Below are 16,636 nucleotides of genomic sequence, written 5' to 3'. Positions count from 1 at the left end.
GGCCCGAAAGGTTTTACTCGGCGCCAGGCTCACCTGGCGCCCGATCCAATTTTTAGCTGGCGACGATATTGACCAGTTTCCCGGGCACTACGATCACTTTGCGAATAGTCAGGCCATCGACGAAGCGCAGGACGTTTTCGTTAGCCCGTGCGGCGGCTTCGACTTCTTCGCGGCTGGCGCTGGCCGGCATTTCGATGTGGCCGCGCAGCTTGCCATTCACTTGAATAACCAGTTGCAGGCTGTCCTGTACCAGGGCGCTTTCGTCCAGCACCGGCCAACCAGCGTCGATCACCGGGTCGGCGTGGCCCAGGCGATGCCACAGCTCGTGGCTGATGTGCGGGGTGATCGGGGCCAGCAGCAGAGTCACGGTTTCCAGGCCTTCGTGAATCAGCGCGCGATCCTGTTCGGTGCCTTGCGGGGCTTTTTCCAGCACGTTCATCAGCGTCATCACCTGGGCGATGGCGGTGTTGAATTTGTGGTTCTGGCCGACGTCGTGGCTGGCCTGCTTGATGGCCTGGTGGATCGAACGCCGAATGGCTTTCTGCTCGTCGTTCAGGCTGGCGACATCCAGTTTGCCCGGCAGGCCCTGAGTGACGTGCGCTTGAGCCAGGCGCCAGACGCGCTTGAGGAAGCGGTGCGAGCCTTCTACTCCGGAATCGGACCATTCCGCGCTCATGTCAGGTGGCGAGGCGAACATCATGAACAGGCGGCAGGTGTCTGCGCCGAACTGGTCAATCATCGACTGTGGGTCAACGCCGTTGTTCTTTGACTTGGCCATCTTCTCGGTGCCACCGATTTCCACCGGCAGACCGTCTGCGATCAGCTTGGCGCTAATGACCTTGGCCTTGCTGTCGCGTTCGAGTTCGACGTCCGCCGGGTTGAACCAGGTGTAGGCGCCGTTGGCTTCGCGACGATAGTAAGTCTCGGCGATCACCATGCCCTGGGTCAGCAGATTCTTGAACGGCTCGTTGGAGCTCACCAGGCCTTCGTCGCGCATCAGCTTGTGGAAGAAGCGCGCGTAGAGCAGGTGAAGAATCGCGTGTTCGATGCCGCCGATGTACTGATCCACCGGCAACCAGTGGTCGGCCGCCGGCTTTTCTACCAGGCCGCCTTCAAAGTGCGGCGAGGCGTAGCGGGCGTAGTACCACGAGGACTCGACGAAGGTGTCCATGGTGTCAGTTTCACGCTTGGCCGGTGCGCCGCATTTCGGGCAAGCGCACTCGTAGAACTCGGGCATGCGCGCCAATGGCGAACCAGCACCGTCCGGTACCACGTCTTCCGGCAGCACGACAGGCAGTTGATCTTCCGGGACCGGCACATCACCACAAGTATTGCAGTGGATGATCGGGATCGGGCAGCCCCAGTAGCGTTGACGGCTGATGCCCCAGTCGCGCAGGCGGAACTGGGTGCGCGAGGCACCGAGGTTTTTCTTGATCAGTGCGACTTCGATGGCGTCGAAAGCGCCTGCGAAGTCGAGGCCGTCGAACTCACCGGAGTTGATCAGCGTGCCGTACTCGCCGTAAGCGTCCTGCCACGGGGCCGGGTTGGTGTCACCGGAGCTGGTGCGCACCACGGATTTGATCGGCAGGTTGTACTTGGTGGCGAACTCGAAATCGCGCTCGTCGTGGGCCGGAACAGCCATGACCGCGCCATCGCCGTAGTGCATCAGCACGTAGTTGGCGACCCATACCGGGAGTTTCTCACCGGTCAGCGGGTGCTCGACGAACAGCGAGGTCGGCAGGCCTTTTTTCTCTTGAGTGGCGACGTCGGCTTCAGCAACGCTGCCGCCCTTGCATTCAGCGATGAACGCTTGCAGCTCAGGGTTGTTCTGCGCGGCCAGGGTGGCCAGGTGGTGCTCGGCGGCCACGGCGACGTAAGTCGCTCCCATTAAAGTATCCGGACGGGTGGTGAAGACTTTCAGCGCGCCGGCTTCACCGATGGAAGCGACGTCGTACGGGAACTGCACTTCCATGCCGCGGGATTTGCCGATCCAGTTGCGCTGCATGGTCTTGACCTGTTCAGGCCAGCCAGTCAGTTCGTCGAGGCTCTCCAGCAGCTCATCCGCGTAAGCGGTGATCTTGAAGTAGTACATCGGGATTTCGCGCTTTTCAATCAGCGCGCCGGAACGCCAGCCGCGACCGTCGATCACTTGCTCGTTGGCCAGAACGGTCTGGTCGACCGGGTCCCAGTTCACGGTGCCGCTTTTTTTGTAAATCACGCCTTTTTCGAACAGGCGAGTGAACAGCCATTGTTCCCAGCGGTAGTAATCGGGCTTGCAGGTGGTCACTTCGCGCGACCAGTCCACCGCCAGGCCCAGGCTGCGCAGCTGGCTTTTCATGTAGGCGATGTTTTCGTAGGTCCACTTGGCGGGCGCTACGTTGTTTTTCATCGCGGCGTTTTCCGCCGGCATGCCGAAGGCGTCCCAACCCATGGGTTGCAGGACGTTCTTGCCTTGCATGCGCTGGTAGCGGGAGATCACGTCGCCGATGGTGTAGTTGCGCACGTGCCCCATGTGTAGCTTGCCGCTGGGGTAAGGGAACATCGACAGGCAGTAGAAAGTCTCCTTGCCTGGCTGTTCACTGACTTCAAAGGACTTTTGCTCGTCCCAGAACGACTGGGCGGCGGCTTCGATTTCACGGGGCTGATATTGTTCGTGCATGGCTACTTTTGAACTGAATAGGGGTGGCCTAATCCTCTTCAATGCAACGCTGGACGATGATGACGCCAAATCGGCGTTTCGCTGCCCAGGCGAGCTGGAAGTGGAGTTACAGGAAGCGCCGTAGCATACATGACGGCACTCTACCGAGGGAAACCCTGATTACACGCAAGGGCGCGGCCAATTCCCGCCCCAAGGGCCGTTGGTCGCGGCGCTCAGCCGGTTTTTTCAGCGAAGCTAAGCTCTAAATGGGGAGAGAGTCTTATCTTCAATGAGGTGATGGATGGTTGATTCACAGCAAAAAGCTACAAAACCGGAGTTGTACGAAAGACTGATCGACCGTCTCGCAATGGCCTTGGACGCGGCCAAAACCGCTGGACGGCTTCGCGACGAGCGTCCCCTGGAGCTGGAACTGCGTGGTTTGACCCCCGCAGAGTTTGAACTGGTCAAGGCCTATCTGGACCGCAGTGAACGTGAAACGCACGGATGCTTGTCAGCAGCAGTGAAGCAACTCGAGGCACCACGTACGGCCAAGATCCTCTGGCTCAAGGATAAGACACCCGGCGGAGGCGCGGTAAAGGTCCGGTCTCTGCAGTTCAAGTAAGGACACTTGAAACCATGCCTTATGGTTTTTTGAAACAAAGTCCTTCCGCATTTGTTGTCGCATTGCGTCAACCCACTTAGGCTTCGGGCATCTATGGAGATGCCCGATGCCTTTTCGTTATTTCATTAAACAACTTCTATTGCCGCCCGGCGTTCTTTTGCTGTTACTGGTACTCGCCTGGTGGTGGCGCCGCTCAAGGCCGAGGCTGGCGGGAGTGTGCTTTGTTATGGGTGTGGGCGGCTTCTGGTTGATGAGCCTGCCAGTGATGGTGGAGTGGACTGCCAGAGCTCTGGAGCGCGAGCCGCCGCTCGTACGCGAAGAATGGGCCACCCTGGGCCAGCGCGCCGACGCGATCGTGGTGCTGGGTTCGGGGCGTGAGCGTGGCGACCTGGCCTGGGGCGTCGACCAGCCCACCGGCGTAGGTCTTGGGCGCGAGCGCTATGCCGCACGTCTGGCCAAGGTTTCCGGTTTGCCGATTCTGGCCAGCGGCGGCCTGCATTACGGGACACCGCCGACTGAAGCGCAGCTGATGGCGGATTCGTTGCTCGATGATTTTGGCGTGACGGTACGCTGGCAGGAAGGGCGCAGCCGCACAACCTGGGAAAACGCGCAGTTCAGCGCCCAGGTATTGTTGCCGCAGGGGATCAAACGGGTGGTGGTCGTGACTCAGGCGTGGCATATGCCGCGGGCGGTCTGGAGCTTTGAGCAGGCCGGATTTGAGGTGGTGCCGGCGCCGGTGGGGTTTTTAGGCGTGGACAATGCGCGGCCACTGGGTGGCTGGATGCCGGAATTCAAATCGATCTGGCAATCGGGGCAGTTGATGAATGAGCTCGTGGGGCAGGTCGGGTATTGGATGTTCTATCGAGGCGAGCCTGTTGAGGAGTGATCATTCCCGCAGGGGAATGATCACCAGGCCTGGGTTAAACGGTCTTCGCCATCCGGTTGGCCATCAACGCCCAGCCAAACAACAGCACACAAACGATGATCAACGGCCACGAACGCCATTGCAGATACGGCGTCAGGTTATGCATTGGCACCACTTCGCCGTACAGAATCCCGCGTTCGAATTGCGGGATCCGGGCAGTGATCTGACCAAACGGGTTGATCAGACCGGTCACGCCGTTGTTGGTGGCGCGGATCATCCAGCGGCCGGCCTCAAGGGCGCGCATCTGCGCCATCTGCAAGTGTTGCAATGGGCCGATCGAGGTGCCGAACCAGGTGTCGTTGCTGATGGTCAGCAGCAAATCGCTGCGGGCGGCGAGGCCGGCGGCGAATTCCGGGTAGACCACTTCGTAGCAGATGTACGGCGCAATCTGATAGCCCTTGGCCTGTAGCAGCGGTTGATCGGCCGGCCCACGGGCAAAGTCGGACATCGGCAGGTCGAAGAACGCGATCAGGCCGCGCAAGACTTCCTGCAACGGAACGTATTCGCCGAATGGCACCAGTTTCTGCTTCAGGTAAGTGCCATCGCCTTCACCAACCACGGTAATGCCGTTGAAGTAACGTTTCTCGTGACGGACTTCCTGGCGAATCGGCACGCCGGTAATCAGCGCAGATTTACGCTCTGCCGCGAAGCTGCCCATCATGTTCAGGTAGCCCTCGGCGGACTCCTTGAGCACCGGGACCGCTGTTTCCGGCCAGATCAGCAGGTCGACGGGTTTGGAGCTGAAACTCATGTCGCGGTAAAGCGCCAGCTGCGCGTTGATCTGCGAGGGGTCCCATTTCATGCTTTGTTCGATGTTGCCCTGAATCGCTGCGACGCTCAGCGGCGCACCCGAAGGGCTGGTCCAGGCGTGTTCCTTGAGCGCCATGCCGATCACCCAAGGGCCGGCCAGCAGCAACACGCCAGCGGCAATAAAGCCCTTGCGAGCGGTGCGAATCAGGCGCGGTGCGTTGTAGATCAGCGCGGCGGTCAGGGCCAGCGCGAAGGAAATCAGCCACATCCCGCCGACCGGCGCGAGCCCGGCCAATGGGCCGTCGAGCTGGCTGTAACCGGAATAGAGCCATGGGAAGCCGGTGAGGAACCAGCCGCGAAAGGCTTCCTGGCCCACCCACAACGCCGCAAACGCCAGGGCATCAGCCAGCGGCGCTTCGTTACGGCGCAGCCAGCGCGCCCAAATCCAGGCGGGCAGGGCGAAGAACCAGGCAATCGCTGCGGTGAAGAGCAGCATCAAGAACCCGGCCAGCAACACCGAGGCGCCGCCGAAGTTGTGAATGCTGTAGTAGATCCAGCTGGTTCCGCCGGCAAACAGGCCGAAACCGAAACACCAGCCACGGCCCAAGGCCTGACGGGGGCTCAGTTCGCGCAAACCGGCGTAAAAGAAACCGACCGCCAGCAATGCCAGCGGCCAGATATCGAATGGCGCCAAGGCCAGGGTGGTGAGTGCACCGGCCGCCACGGCCAGCAGATTACCGGGCCAGCCGGGGCGGGTCATCCAGCGCATTTCTTTCCTTAATTTTTACCGGGCGATTGGTGTCAAACGCAGCAAATGAATCCGACGGCTGTCAGCGTTCAGGATGCGGAAGCGATAGGCGCCGATTTCGGTGATTTCGTTGCGTTTTGGCAAGTGCCCGAACGCGCTCATCACCAGACCGCCGACGGTGTCGAATTCGTCGTCGGAGAATTCGCTGTCGAAGAACTCGTTGAAGTTCTCGATCGGCGTCAGGGCCTTGATCAGGAAGTCACCGCTGGGCAGCGGCTTGATGTAGCTGTCTTCTTCGACGTCATGCTCGTCTTCGATGTCGCCGACGATCTGTTCGAGCACGTCTTCGATGGTCACAAGGCCAGCCACGCCGCCGTATTCGTCAATGACAATGGCCATGTGGTTATGGTTGGCGCGGAACTCGCGCAGCAGCACATTCAGGCGCTTGGACTCGGGCACGAAGGTGGCCGGGCGCAGCAGGTCCTTGATGTTGAAGCTGTCGCCGTTCTCCTTGAGGATCAACGGCAGCAAGTCCTTGGCCAGCAGCACGCCCATCACGTCATCGTGGCTTTCGCCGATCACCGGGTAGCGGGAGTGGGCCGAGTCGACCACGGCGGGCAGGAACTCGCGAGGTGTCTGGGTCGCCTTGATGCTGATCATCTGCGAGCGCGGGACCATGATGTCCCGTACTTGCAGGTCTGCAACCTGGATGGCGCCTTCGACGATGGCCAGCGCTTCGCTGTCCAGCAACTTGTTTTGGTGTGCATCGCGCAGCAGCTCCAGCAGCTCCTGGCGGTTCTTCGGCTCGTGGGCAAAAGCCTGGGTGAGCTTACCCAGCCAAGACTTCTGCCCGTTGCTCGATCGATCTTCGCTCATAGCGATTACTCTGAATCCTTTGTTGTAACGATAGGGGATGTGTCTGTTTCGTCGTCCGCATAAGGGTCCGGATGACCCAGTTCTGCAAGCAACGTTCGTTCCAGTGCTTCCATTTCTTCGGCTTCGTCGTCATCTATATGGTCGTAACCAAGCAGATGCAAGCAGCCGTGAATGACCAGATGCGCCCAATGGGCGTTGAGTGCCTTGCCTTGTTCGGCGGCTTCGCGCTCGACCACGGCAATGCAGATCACCAGATCTCCCAGTAACGGGATATCCAGCAACTCGTCCGGCACGTCGGCCGGGAATGACAGCACGTTGGTGGCGTAATCCTTCTGCCGCCAGGTGTGATTGAGTTCGCGGCCTTCTTCTTCGTCGACCAGACGAATGGTCAGCTCGGAGTCGGCGGTGCGCTGGCGCAGGGCCAGTTCACACCATTTCCGGAACTCGGCTTCAGTCGGGGCAGGTGCGTCGCTCGCCAGTTGCAGATCAAGCTCAAGCATCGCGTGGGGTGTCCTTTGGCGCGGCATCGGCAGCGCGATTTTCGAAGCGCTCGTACGCCTCGACAATGCGTTGCACCAGCGGATGGCGCACCACGTCCTTGGGCTGGAAGTGGGTGAAGCTGATGCCCGGAACGTCCTTGAGCACTTCGATCACATGATGCAACCCGGACTTGGTGCCGCGTGGCAGGTCGACCTGGGTGATGTCACCGGTGATGACCGCCGTGGAACCAAAGCCGATCCGGGTCAGGAACATTTTCATCTGTTCGACGGTGGTGTTCTGGCTTTCGTCGAGGATGATGAAGCTGTTGTTCAGCGTGCGGCCGCGCATGTAGGCCAGCGGCGCGACTTCGATCACCTGACGCTCGATCAGCTTGGCGACGTATTCGAAACCGAGCATTTCGTAGAGTGCGTCGTAGAGCGGGCGCAGGTACGGGTCGATTTTTTGCGACAGGTCGCCGGGCAGGAAGCCGAGTTTTTCACCCGCTTCAACCGCCGGACGCACCAACAGAATGCGACGAATCTGCTCGCGTTCCAGTGCGTCTACCGCGCAGGCAACAGCCAGATAGGTCTTGCCGGTACCGGCGGGGCCGATGCCGAAGTTGATGTCGTTACCGAGGATTTCCTTCACGTAGCGCAGCTGATTCAAGCCGCGAGGGCGAATCATGCCTTTTTTGGTGCGCAAGGCGACGGACGGTTCGGCGGGGGAGTGGTTGTCCAGTTCCTCGACGGCCGATTCCTGCAGGAACAGGTGAACCATGTCCGTCGACAGCTCGGTACCCTTGGTTTCCCGGTACAGGCGGCGCAGGAGGTTTTCCGCGGAGGTGGTGTGTTTGGGCTCGCCGATCAGTTCGAACTGGTTTCCGCGGTTGCGGATCTCGATGGTCAGGCGCTGTTCGATCAAGCGCAGATGCTCGTCGAATTGCCCGCACAGATTGGCGAAGCGGCGAGCTTCAAAAGGCTCGAGGATGAAGCGATGTGGTTCTATGGGTGCGTTCAAGGTCGTATTTAGCCGCCCTGGGGCAATATTGATGAAATAAAGGATAACGCCAGTCGCCTGGGTGCGAAAGCTCTTAAAGCAGTCTCACTGGATAACTGTGGCGAGGGAGCTTGCTCCCGCTGGAGTGCGAAGCGCTCCCAAATTATCCAGCCTCAATCTTTCAGGATGATCGAGGTGTCTGGTTTGCGGCTGCTTCGCAACCGAGCGGGAGCAAGCTCCCTCGCCACAAAGGCTCTCTGGCCTGCTGTTATTGGATCAACGAGCCCCGCAGCGAGTGCGGTTGCGCGGCGTCGATGTGCACGTCGGCGAACTGGCCGATCAGGGTCGGATTGTCGCAGCGGAAGTTGACGATACGGTTATTCTCGGTGCGCCCCTGCAGTTCGCCAGGGTCTTTTTTCGAATAATCGGTGACCAGAATCCGCTGAATGGAGCCCACCATTTGTCGGCTGATCTCGAACCCTTGCTGGTTCAGGCGATGTTGCAGGGCATTCAGGCGTTCTTTTTTCAGTTCTTCCGGCGTTTCGTCGGCCAGATCGGCAGCAGGGGTGCCTGGGCGTTGGCTGTAGACGAACGAGTAGGAGAAGTCGAAACCGACGTCTTCGATCAGTTTCATGGTCTGTTCAAAGTCTTTCTCGGTCTCACCCGGGAAGCCGACGATGAAGTCCGAGCTGATGCAGATCCCTGGCACGGCGGCCCGCAATTTGCGCAGTTTGGACTTGTACTCCAGCGCGGTGTGGTTGCGCTTCATCGCCGCGAGGATCCGGTCGGAGCCCGATTGCACCGGCAAGTGCAGGTGTTTTACCAGTTCCGGCACGTCGGCGTGGGCCTGGATCAGGCTGTCGGAGAACTCCAGCGGGTGCGAAGTGGTGTAGCGAATCCGGTCGATGCCATCGACAGCGGCGACCACCCGGATCAATTCCGCCAGGTCGGCCAGGCGACCATCGTGAGTGGTCCCGCGATAGCCGTTGACGTTTTGCCCCAGCAGGGTCACTTCGCGCACGCCGTTTTCGGCCAGGTGGATGATCTCGGCGATCACGTCGTCGAACGGCCGGCTGACTTCTTCACCGCGTGTATAAGGCACCACGCAGAAGGTGCAGTACTTGCTGCAGCCTTCCATGACCGACACGTAAGCGCTCGGTCCATCGATGCGTGGTTCGGGCAAATGGTCGAATTTTTCGATTTCCGGGAACGAGACGTCGACTTGCGGCAGTTTGGTAGCGCGCGCGGCGTCGATCATTTCCGGCAGGCGGTGCAGGGTCTGCGGGCCGAACACCACGTCGACATACGGAGCGCGATCACGTATGGCTGCGCCTTCCTGACTGGCCACGCAACCGCCGACGGCGATAACCATTTCCGGATTGGCCAGTTTCAGTTCGCGCCAGCGGCCGAGCTGGGAATACACCCGGTCCTGGGCGCGTTCGCGGATTGAGCAGGTGTTGAGCAGGATCACGTCGGCGTCTTCAGCGCGGGCAGTGACTTCCAGGGCCTGATGTTCACCCAACAGATCGACCATGCGCGAGCTGTCGTACTCGTTCATCTGGCAACCGTGGGTTTCGATGTAAAGCTTCTTGGCCATGGAAAGATTCATCACGTGATTCAAAGAACCGCGCATTATAGGGAACATGTCCCAAGGTTCCTACCGTTGCGCGTCCGGTGGCTATGCTATAGTTCGCGCCCTCATTTTTATCCCCGATGTGTTACCCGCCCACCATGACCAAACGTGAAGCTCCAATCTACAAGGTGATTTTCCTCAACCAAGGCCAGGTGTTCGAAATGTACGCCAAGCAGATCTATCAAAGTGATCTGTGGGGCTTTCTGGAAGTGGAAGAGTTCGTCTTTGGCGAGCGCACGCAAGTGGTCGTCGATCCGAGCGAAGAAAAACTCAAGGCTCAGTTCGAAGGCGTTGTGCGCAGTTTTGTGCCGATGCATTCGATTGTGCGCATTGACGAGGTCGAACGCCTCGGCACGCCTAAAATCAGCGAAGCCCGCGGCGCGGTCGGCAATGTCATGCCGTTTCCGATGCCGATGCCTGAGAAGTAAGCAGCAGGTTTTGATCGTTCCCACGCTCTGCGTGGGAATGCCGCCTTCGACGCTCTGCGTCGGTGACGCGGAGCGTCACGGGATGAATTCCCACGCAGAGCGTGGGAACTATCGGATCCGGCAATTCAGGGAAGTGGCGAAAACGGCGTACGCCCGTCGGCGCTCTGCAATTCCATCAGGTATTTACGGAAAATTTGCCCTAGCACCTGGGTAGCAACTTCCAGGTCTTCGCGAGGCATTTTTTCGGCGACTTCGTCGGCGGTGTCCAGTGCCTCTTCGGCGCCGTTGACCGCGGCCATTTTCAGCACGATATACGCCTGAACGTTATTGGCCGGTACGCCTTCGCCATGGAAGAACATGGTGCCGAGTTTGAATTGCGCCTGGGCATGACCTTGCAGCGAGGCCTTTTCGAAGTAACTCAGGGCTTTATTGAGGTCGCGCGGCGCGTTTTTGCCTTCGTAGTAGAACTCACCCAACTCGTATTGCGCTTGCGCATCCCCTTCATCCGACGCTTTCTGGCAGGCGGCGAGCGCTTGCGTCAGGTCTTGCGGCTGAGTATTGAGGGTGCAGCGACCCATCGCTGGGATCAACAACGAGTTGCCGCCTGCTTGTGCGAGCGCGAGCAGGGGCTGAAGGAGCAACAGGCAGCCCAATGCAAGGGTGCGGCCGGTGCGGTTCATGGGAATCGACTTACCTCTGAGGGGCGCGCGGACCCGTCGAGGGATCCAATAAGCGCGCATTATGAAATAAGCAGGGCCAACCTTACAAAGTCTTTACTCGTTTTTCTGCTGCGCGGGGACTATATCACCCACTTTGCGGGGGATTATTGGCAGATGACCAGGAAAAAGGCTGCGGATGTAGGTGAAAGCTGACGCTGGCAATCGCCAACGTCAGCGTCGTAGCTTTACTTCAGTGCGGCGAAGGCACGCTCGGCGGCGTCCAGCGTCAGTTTCAACTCGGTTTCGCCGTGGGCGATCGAGGTGAAGCCGGCTTCGAAGGCGCTCGGCGCCAGGTACACGCCGCCCTCGAGCATCAGGTGGAAGAAGCGCCCGAACAGGTTCGCATCGCTGGCCATGACGTCATCGAAGGTGACGATGTCGTCGGCGCCGCTGAAGTACAGACCGAACATGCCGCCGGCCTGAGTGGTCACGAACGGAATGCCAGCGGCATCGGCGCGCTGTTGCAGGCCATCGAGCAGGCGGCTGGTGTAGTCGCTCAGCTCGGCGTGGAAACCGGGACGACTGATCAGGCGCAGCGTGGTCAGGCCAGCCGCCATCGCCAGCGGGTTGCCCGACAAGGTACCAGCCTGGTAGACCGGGCCCAGTGGCGCGATGTGTTCCATGATTTTGCGTTTGCCGCCGAAGCAGCCTACCGGCATGCCGCCACCGATGATCTTGCCGAAGGTGCTCAGGTCCGGTGTTACGCCGTAATAGGCTTGGGCACCGCCGAGGGCGACACGGAAACCGGTCATCACTTCGTCGAAAATCAGCACCACGCCGTGCTTGTCGCACAGGGTCCGCAGGCCTTCGAGGAAACCCGGTGCCGGCGGTACGCAGTTCATGTTGCCGGCCACCGGTTCGACGATGATGCACGCCACGTCCTGGCCGACTTCGGCGAGCATGGCTTCTACCGCGTCGATGTCGTTGAACGGCAGGGTCAGAGTGTGCTTGGCGAATGCCGCCGGTACACCGGCCGAGCTCGGTACGCCTTGGGTCAGTGCGCCGGAACCGGCCTTGACCAGCAGGCTGTCGGAGTGGCCGTGGTAGCAGCCTTCGAATTTGATGATGCTGTCGCGACCGGTGAAACCACGGGCCAGACGGATCGCACTCATGGTCGCTTCGGTGCCGGAGCTGACCATGCGCACCATTTCCATCGATGGCACGATCGAGCAGACCAGATCGGCCATCTCGGTTTCCATCGCGGTCGGGGCGCCGTAGGACAATCCGTGCTCAAGCTGTTTACGCACCGCGTCCAGCACGTCCGGGTGGCTGTGGCCGAGAATCATCGGGCCCCAGGAACCGACGTAATCCACATAACGCTTGTCGTCTTCGTCGGTGACGTAGGCGCCTTCGGCGTGTTTGAAGAACAACGGCGTGCCGCCAACGCTCTTGAACGCACGAACCGGCGAGTTCACGCCTCCGGGGATGTGTTTCTGGGCATTGGCAAACAGGGTTTCGGAACGAGACATTATTTGGCTCTCAAAATCAGGATTTGAACAATTCGTTAAAGGCGCGGGCGCGACGTGTAACTTCAGCAGTGCTCTCGGCGCCAAACAGGCCATGCACCACCGCCAGCAGATCGATCCCGTGGGCCACCAGCGGGGCGGCGTTGTCCAGGGTGATGCCGCCGATCGCACAGATCGGCAGGTGCAGTTTGCTGCGGGCCTGGTCAAGCAAGTCGAGGCTGCACGTCGGTGCGCCGGGCTTGGTGTTGGAATTGAAGAAACGGCCGAAAGCGACGTAACTGGCACCTTCATTGGCGGCTTGTTCGGCAAGTTCGAGTTGCGCATGGCAGGTCGAGCCGATGATCGCCTGACGCCCGAGCAGTGCTCGCACCGGCATCAGCGGGCCATCGGTCTGGCCCAGGTGCACGCCGACATTCAGGCGCGCGGCCAGTTCGGCGTCGTCGTTGATGATCAGCTGGGTCTTGTAGCGATCGCACAGATCGCGCAGGGCCTCAGCCTCGCGCAGGCGGCGGGCCTCGTCGCTGCTTTTGTCGCGGTATTGCAGCAGGGTGACGCCGCCTTCGAGCGCCGCCTCCACGTACGAAAGAAATTTACCGGCCAGTAACTGGCTGTCGGTAATGGCGTACAGGCCACGTAGTTTCATCGGACAAGCCTCTGCGCTTTACGCATCGAAAGTTACGAACAGAAATCCAGCGGCAGACGGCGGGGCACGAACTGGCCTTTGCCCAGTTGTTCCGCATCTCGCAGGGTGCGCCAAGTGTAGTCAAGCGCGCTCTGTACGGCACTGGCGAGGTGTTCACCCTGGGCCAGACGACCGGCGAGGGCGCTGGCCAACGTGCAACCGGAACCGTGATAGCTGCCGGGCAGGCGCTGGCAGGTAAAGGTTTCGCGGCGACCGTCGCGGCTGTACAGGCGGTTGTGGATTTCGTGTTCGTCGCCATGGCCGCCGGTGATCAGCAGGTGTTTGACGAATGGCAGGAGTTTTTCCGCGCACTCGTCGGCGGTGCCTTCGGGCAGTTCGGCGAGGATGCGGGCTTCGGGAAGGTTAGGGGTGGCGATGATCGACAGCGGCAGCAAGCGTTCGCGCATGGCGTAGCCGACTTCGTCCTTGCCCAGTCGTCCGCCACCGCCGGCGCGCAGCACCGGGTCGCAGACCACAGGCAGATGTGGGTGCGCTGAAAGCAGTTCGACCACGGTGTCGACCATTTCCAGGGAACCGAGCATGCCCAGTTTGACGGCGGCGACTTCGGAGTCGTTGAGCACGGCATTGGCCTGGGCCAGTACCCACTCGCGATCGAGCACGCGGAAGTCAGTGACGTTGACCGTGTCTTGCACGGTCAGGGCGGTGACGGCCGGAGCCGCATGGCAACCCTGAGCAAGCAGGGCTTCGATATCTGCCTGCAAGCCGGCGCCACCACTTGGGTCGTGGCCGGAGAGACAGAGGACAACGGGGCGAGAGCTGTAGATATTCATGGTGCGCGAGCTTACCACCAAACATGTTTTTTCGGGTGTTGCGACGTCCAGTCCGGCCGATACATTGTGGCGAGGGGGCTTGCTCCCGTTCGGCTGCGAAGCAGTCGTAAACCTGCCGACGCGGTGTTCCAGACAGAAGGCAAAGGGGCCGCTACGCAGCCCAACGGGAGCAAGCTCCCTCGCCACAGTTGTTCACCACTCGCCGGGACATTGTCTCATCCTGACCAAGCCAACAGCTCTAGCTCAATACATTGCGCTGGAACGCCCGTTCTAGAGCCTTTGTAGGAAAAATTTCAATGGTGTTCAATGGCCACTAACGGCTATGCTAGAGTGGATCCAAACCAATAACAGGTAATACCGGTTTTACGTCTACTCAAAAGGAATGGGGGGCTTCCTGACAGAACCGGACAGGCCACGCTGGGGCTTAAATGCGCTATTTGCTGATGTTGCTGCTGTGCTTGCCCCTCCTGGCGAGCGCCGTCGAATTCGACGAGTTCACCCAGAGCCTTCCCCTGGGCCGAACGATGCAGGTTTATGAAGACGCGGGCGGTCAAGCGACCATTGCCGAAGTCCGTGCACAAGCCGCGGCCGGGCACTTCAAACCCCACGATAAAGCCACCCTCAACGCCGGCTATTCGCGTTCGGTGTTCTGGCTGAAAATCGACCTGCAATACCGTCCGACCAATCCGTCGGCGCAACGGACCTGGCTGCTGGAGCTGGCCTATCCGCCCCTCGATCACCTTGATTTGTACTTGCCCGATGCTGGCGGTGACTATCAATTGGTCCGACAGACGGGCGATGCGCTGCCGTTCGCCACTCGCGAGATTCGTCAGAACAACTATCTGTTCGATCTGAACTTTGCCCCCGGGCAGGCGCAAACCGTGTACCTGCGTCTGCAAAGCGAAGGCTCGATTCAGGCGCCCGTCACCTTGTGGTCGAGCACTGCTTACCTTGAAGAGCAGCCGGTGCGGCTCTACGTGCTGGGGCTGATTTACGGCGTGTTGCTGGGGATGCTGGTCTACAACCTGTTCATCTTCCTCAGCGTGCGCGATACCAGCTACCTCTATTACATCGTCTACATCGCCTCGTTCGGCTTGTATCAGCTGTCGGTGAACGGCGCGGCCGTGGAGTATTTCTGGCCGAACAATCCGTGGTGGGCCAATGCCGCGACGCCGTTCTTCATCGGCTGTTCGGGGTTGTTCGGCAGCCAGTTTGCCCGCAGCTTCCTGCGGACGGCCACCCACAGCCGCTGGCTGGACCGTGTGCTATTGGCGCTGATCGCGTTCAGTGCGCTGGTGGTCGGGTTGTCTTTGATGACCAGTTACGCCTTGGCCCTACGTCTGGCGACGGCGTTGGCACTGGTCTTTACCGTGGTGATTTTCGCTGCCGGGATTTTCGCCTGGTGGCGTGGCTTGAGGGTGGCGCGCTACTTCATCATTGCCTGGTCGGCATTTTTGCTCGGTGGCGTCGTCAACACGATGATGGTGTTGGGGTATTTGCCCAACGTGTTCCTCACCATGTACGCCAGCCAGATCGGCTCGGCGATTGAAGTGGCGTTGCTGTCCCTGGCCCTGGCCGATCGTATCAACGCCATGCGCGAGCAACAGGCACAGACGTTGTTCGACGCCGGCCAGAAGCTTGAGGTGCTGAACCAGCAACTGGCTCACAGCAACAGGCTCAAGGACGAATTCCTCGCCACGTTGACCCACGAACTGCGCACGCCCATGAACGGTGTGATCGGTTCGCTGGAGCTGATGCAGACCGTCGAGATGAACCCAGAGCTGGAGCAGTATCAGCAAACGGCGGCAGGTTCGGCGCGGGACATGATGCGCATGGTCAACGGCATCCTCACCCTGACCGAATTGCAGGCCGGCAAGCTCAAGGTCTATCCGGACACGTTCAGCTTGCGCAGTGTGGTCGAGTCTTTGCGCGGGCAGTTCGATGGCAATGCGTCGAGCAAGTCGTTGGACTTCAAGGTCGAGGTAACGCCCGGGTTGCCGGATCGTTTGTTCGGCGACAGCGGCAAGCTGGCGCAATGCCTGGAATGCTTGCTGGACAACGCAATCAAATTCACCCGAGTCGGTGGTCTGGCGCTGCGGGTGACGGGTAAACCGGCGGCGGAGCCCGGTCGGCTGGCGCTGTCTTTTGCGGTGATCGACACCGGCATCGGTTTTACCGATTTGGGAGAGGCGACGCTGTACCAGCGCTTCTTCCAGCTCGACGGCTCGATGACCCGTGAGTACGGCGGTCTTGGCGTTGGCCTGGCGATCTGTCGGCAGTTGGTCGAATTGCTCGGTGGCCGCCTGAGCCACCGTTCGGAACTGGGCCGTGGAAGCCGCTTCCAGCTCGACGTCGAATTCGAGCTGTCGGTGGTGGATCCCGCCCCCTCGATCACCCGGCAAACCACCGGCCTGCGCTTGCCCCAGGAGTGCACGGTATTGCTGGTCGATGACAACAGCATCAATCAATTGGTGATGCGCGGTATGTTGCTCAAGCTTGGTTTCCGGGTACGCACTGCTGACAGTGGCCTTGCTGCGCTCGATCAATTGCAGTGTGAAGCCGTTGACGCAGTGCTGTTCGATTGCCAGTTGCCGTCAGTGGACAGCGCCTCCATCTGCAGTCGGATCCGCGCGTTGCCGGGTTGCGCCGAATTACCCGTGTTCATGATTGCCCTGAGTGCGGACCGAGTGCATTGCCCGAGCAATACCTTGGTCGACTACCTGAACAAACCGGTGAAATTCGAGGACTTGCAGGCAGCGCTCTATCGACGGGTGCTCTGTTCTGGCCAAGGCGAAAGCGCCGACAGTTAGGCAGATATGCCACTTTGTTCGGCCTCGGGGCGGTGCTTAACTGAAAGTCCCTTGGCTGACCAAAGGAGCCCC

14 protein-coding genes are annotated in these 16,636 nt (G+C 60.2%); 4 read left to right on the top strand and 10 right to left on the bottom strand.

What is annotated here, in order from left to right:
- Positions 1-52: 52 nt before the first annotated feature.
- Positions 53-2,659 (bottom strand): leucine--tRNA ligase, encoded by a 2,607-nt coding sequence (gene leuS / locus AC1RO5_RS10955; RefSeq protein WP_493174883.1) that lies wholly within the window; start codon positions 2,657-2,659, stop codon positions 53-55.
- Positions 2,660-2,939: 280 nt separating this feature from the next.
- On the opposite strand from leuS, the gene AC1RO5_RS10950 reads away from it, so the two are divergent.
- Positions 2,940-3,260 carry a hypothetical protein gene (locus tag AC1RO5_RS10950; RefSeq protein ID WP_493174882.1) on the top strand — a complete coding sequence of 107 codons (321 nt, stop codon included), beginning with the start codon at positions 2,940-2,942 and terminating at the stop codon, positions 3,258-3,260.
- A gap of 106 nt (positions 3,261-3,366) precedes the next feature.
- Complete coding sequence (locus tag AC1RO5_RS10945; protein ID WP_493174881.1) at positions 3,367-4,146, top strand: YdcF family protein; 780 nt, start codon at positions 3,367-3,369, stop codon at positions 4,144-4,146.
- A 34-nt stretch (positions 4,147-4,180) separates the two neighbouring features.
- Here the strand turns inward: AC1RO5_RS10945 and lnt are convergent, their stop codons facing one another.
- The 5 genes from lnt to miaB form a co-directional block, all read right to left on the bottom strand.
- The gene (gene lnt / locus AC1RO5_RS10940; RefSeq protein ID WP_493174880.1) at positions 4,181-5,704 is read right to left on the bottom strand and encodes an apolipoprotein N-acyltransferase; all 1,524 of its coding nucleotides are present in this window, start codon (positions 5,702-5,704) and stop codon (positions 4,181-4,183) included.
- A 15-nt stretch (positions 5,705-5,719) separates the two neighbouring features.
- A complete protein-coding gene (locus AC1RO5_RS10935; protein WP_007909641.1) occupies positions 5,720-6,559 on the bottom strand; it encodes a CorC family transporter in 840 nt (279 codons plus the stop codon).
- 5 nt (positions 6,560-6,564) lie between these two features.
- Positions 6,565-7,059, bottom strand: coding sequence for an rRNA maturation RNase YbeY (gene ybeY, locus AC1RO5_RS10930; protein WP_493174879.1), 495 nt, complete (start codon positions 7,057-7,059; stop codon positions 6,565-6,567).
- Entirely contained in the window at positions 7,052-8,056 is a 1,005-nt protein-coding gene (locus tag AC1RO5_RS10925; protein WP_493174878.1) for a PhoH family protein, read from the bottom strand. The genes ybeY and AC1RO5_RS10925 overlap by 8 nt, the downstream gene beginning before the upstream one ends.
- 247 nt (positions 8,057-8,303) lie before the next feature.
- Positions 8,304-9,632: a tRNA (N6-isopentenyl adenosine(37)-C2)-methylthiotransferase MiaB gene (miaB, locus tag AC1RO5_RS10920; RefSeq protein ID WP_018925767.1), complete on the bottom strand. Its 1,329-nt coding sequence runs from the start codon at positions 9,630-9,632 to the stop codon at positions 8,304-8,306.
- Positions 9,633-9,766: 134 nt separating this feature from the next.
- On the opposite strand from miaB, the gene AC1RO5_RS10915 reads away from it, so the two are divergent.
- Complete coding sequence (locus AC1RO5_RS10915; RefSeq protein ID WP_003185742.1) at positions 9,767-10,096, top strand: DUF1820 family protein; 330 nt, start codon at positions 9,767-9,769, stop codon at positions 10,094-10,096.
- 125 nt (positions 10,097-10,221) lie between these two features.
- On the opposite strand, the gene AC1RO5_RS10910 is transcribed toward AC1RO5_RS10915, so the two are convergent.
- The 4 genes from AC1RO5_RS10910 to AC1RO5_RS10895 all read right to left on the bottom strand — a co-directional run bounded on the left by AC1RO5_RS10910 (position 10,222) and on the right by AC1RO5_RS10895 (position 13,754).
- On the bottom strand, positions 10,222-10,776 hold the full coding sequence (locus AC1RO5_RS10910) for a tetratricopeptide repeat protein (RefSeq protein WP_007937389.1): 555 nt from the start codon (positions 10,774-10,776) through the stop codon (positions 10,222-10,224).
- A 224-nt stretch (positions 10,777-11,000) separates the two neighbouring features.
- Complete coding sequence (gene hemL / locus AC1RO5_RS10905) at positions 11,001-12,284, bottom strand: glutamate-1-semialdehyde 2,1-aminomutase (protein ID WP_018925769.1); 1,284 nt, start codon at positions 12,282-12,284, stop codon at positions 11,001-11,003.
- 16 nt (positions 12,285-12,300) lie between these two features.
- Complete coding sequence (gene thiE / locus AC1RO5_RS10900; protein WP_493174877.1) at positions 12,301-12,924, bottom strand: thiamine phosphate synthase; 624 nt, start codon at positions 12,922-12,924, stop codon at positions 12,301-12,303.
- Between the two features lie 32 nt (positions 12,925-12,956).
- Complete coding sequence (locus AC1RO5_RS10895; protein WP_019581334.1) at positions 12,957-13,754, bottom strand: hydroxymethylpyrimidine/phosphomethylpyrimidine kinase; 798 nt, start codon at positions 13,752-13,754, stop codon at positions 12,957-12,959.
- A 428-nt stretch (positions 13,755-14,182) separates the two neighbouring features.
- Here AC1RO5_RS10895 and AC1RO5_RS10890 point away from each other — a divergent pair, with 428 nt between their 5' ends.
- Complete coding sequence (locus AC1RO5_RS10890) at positions 14,183-16,564, top strand: 7TM diverse intracellular signaling domain-containing protein (protein WP_493174876.1); 2,382 nt, start codon at positions 14,183-14,185, stop codon at positions 16,562-16,564.
- Positions 16,565-16,636 lie beyond the last annotated feature (72 nt).

It is taken from the genome of Pseudomonas sp. GW822-FHT02G04 (assembly GCF_058802085.1).
Note: the sequence above shows the minus strand (reverse complement) of the source record. Positions and strands in the feature narration are given on the sequence as shown.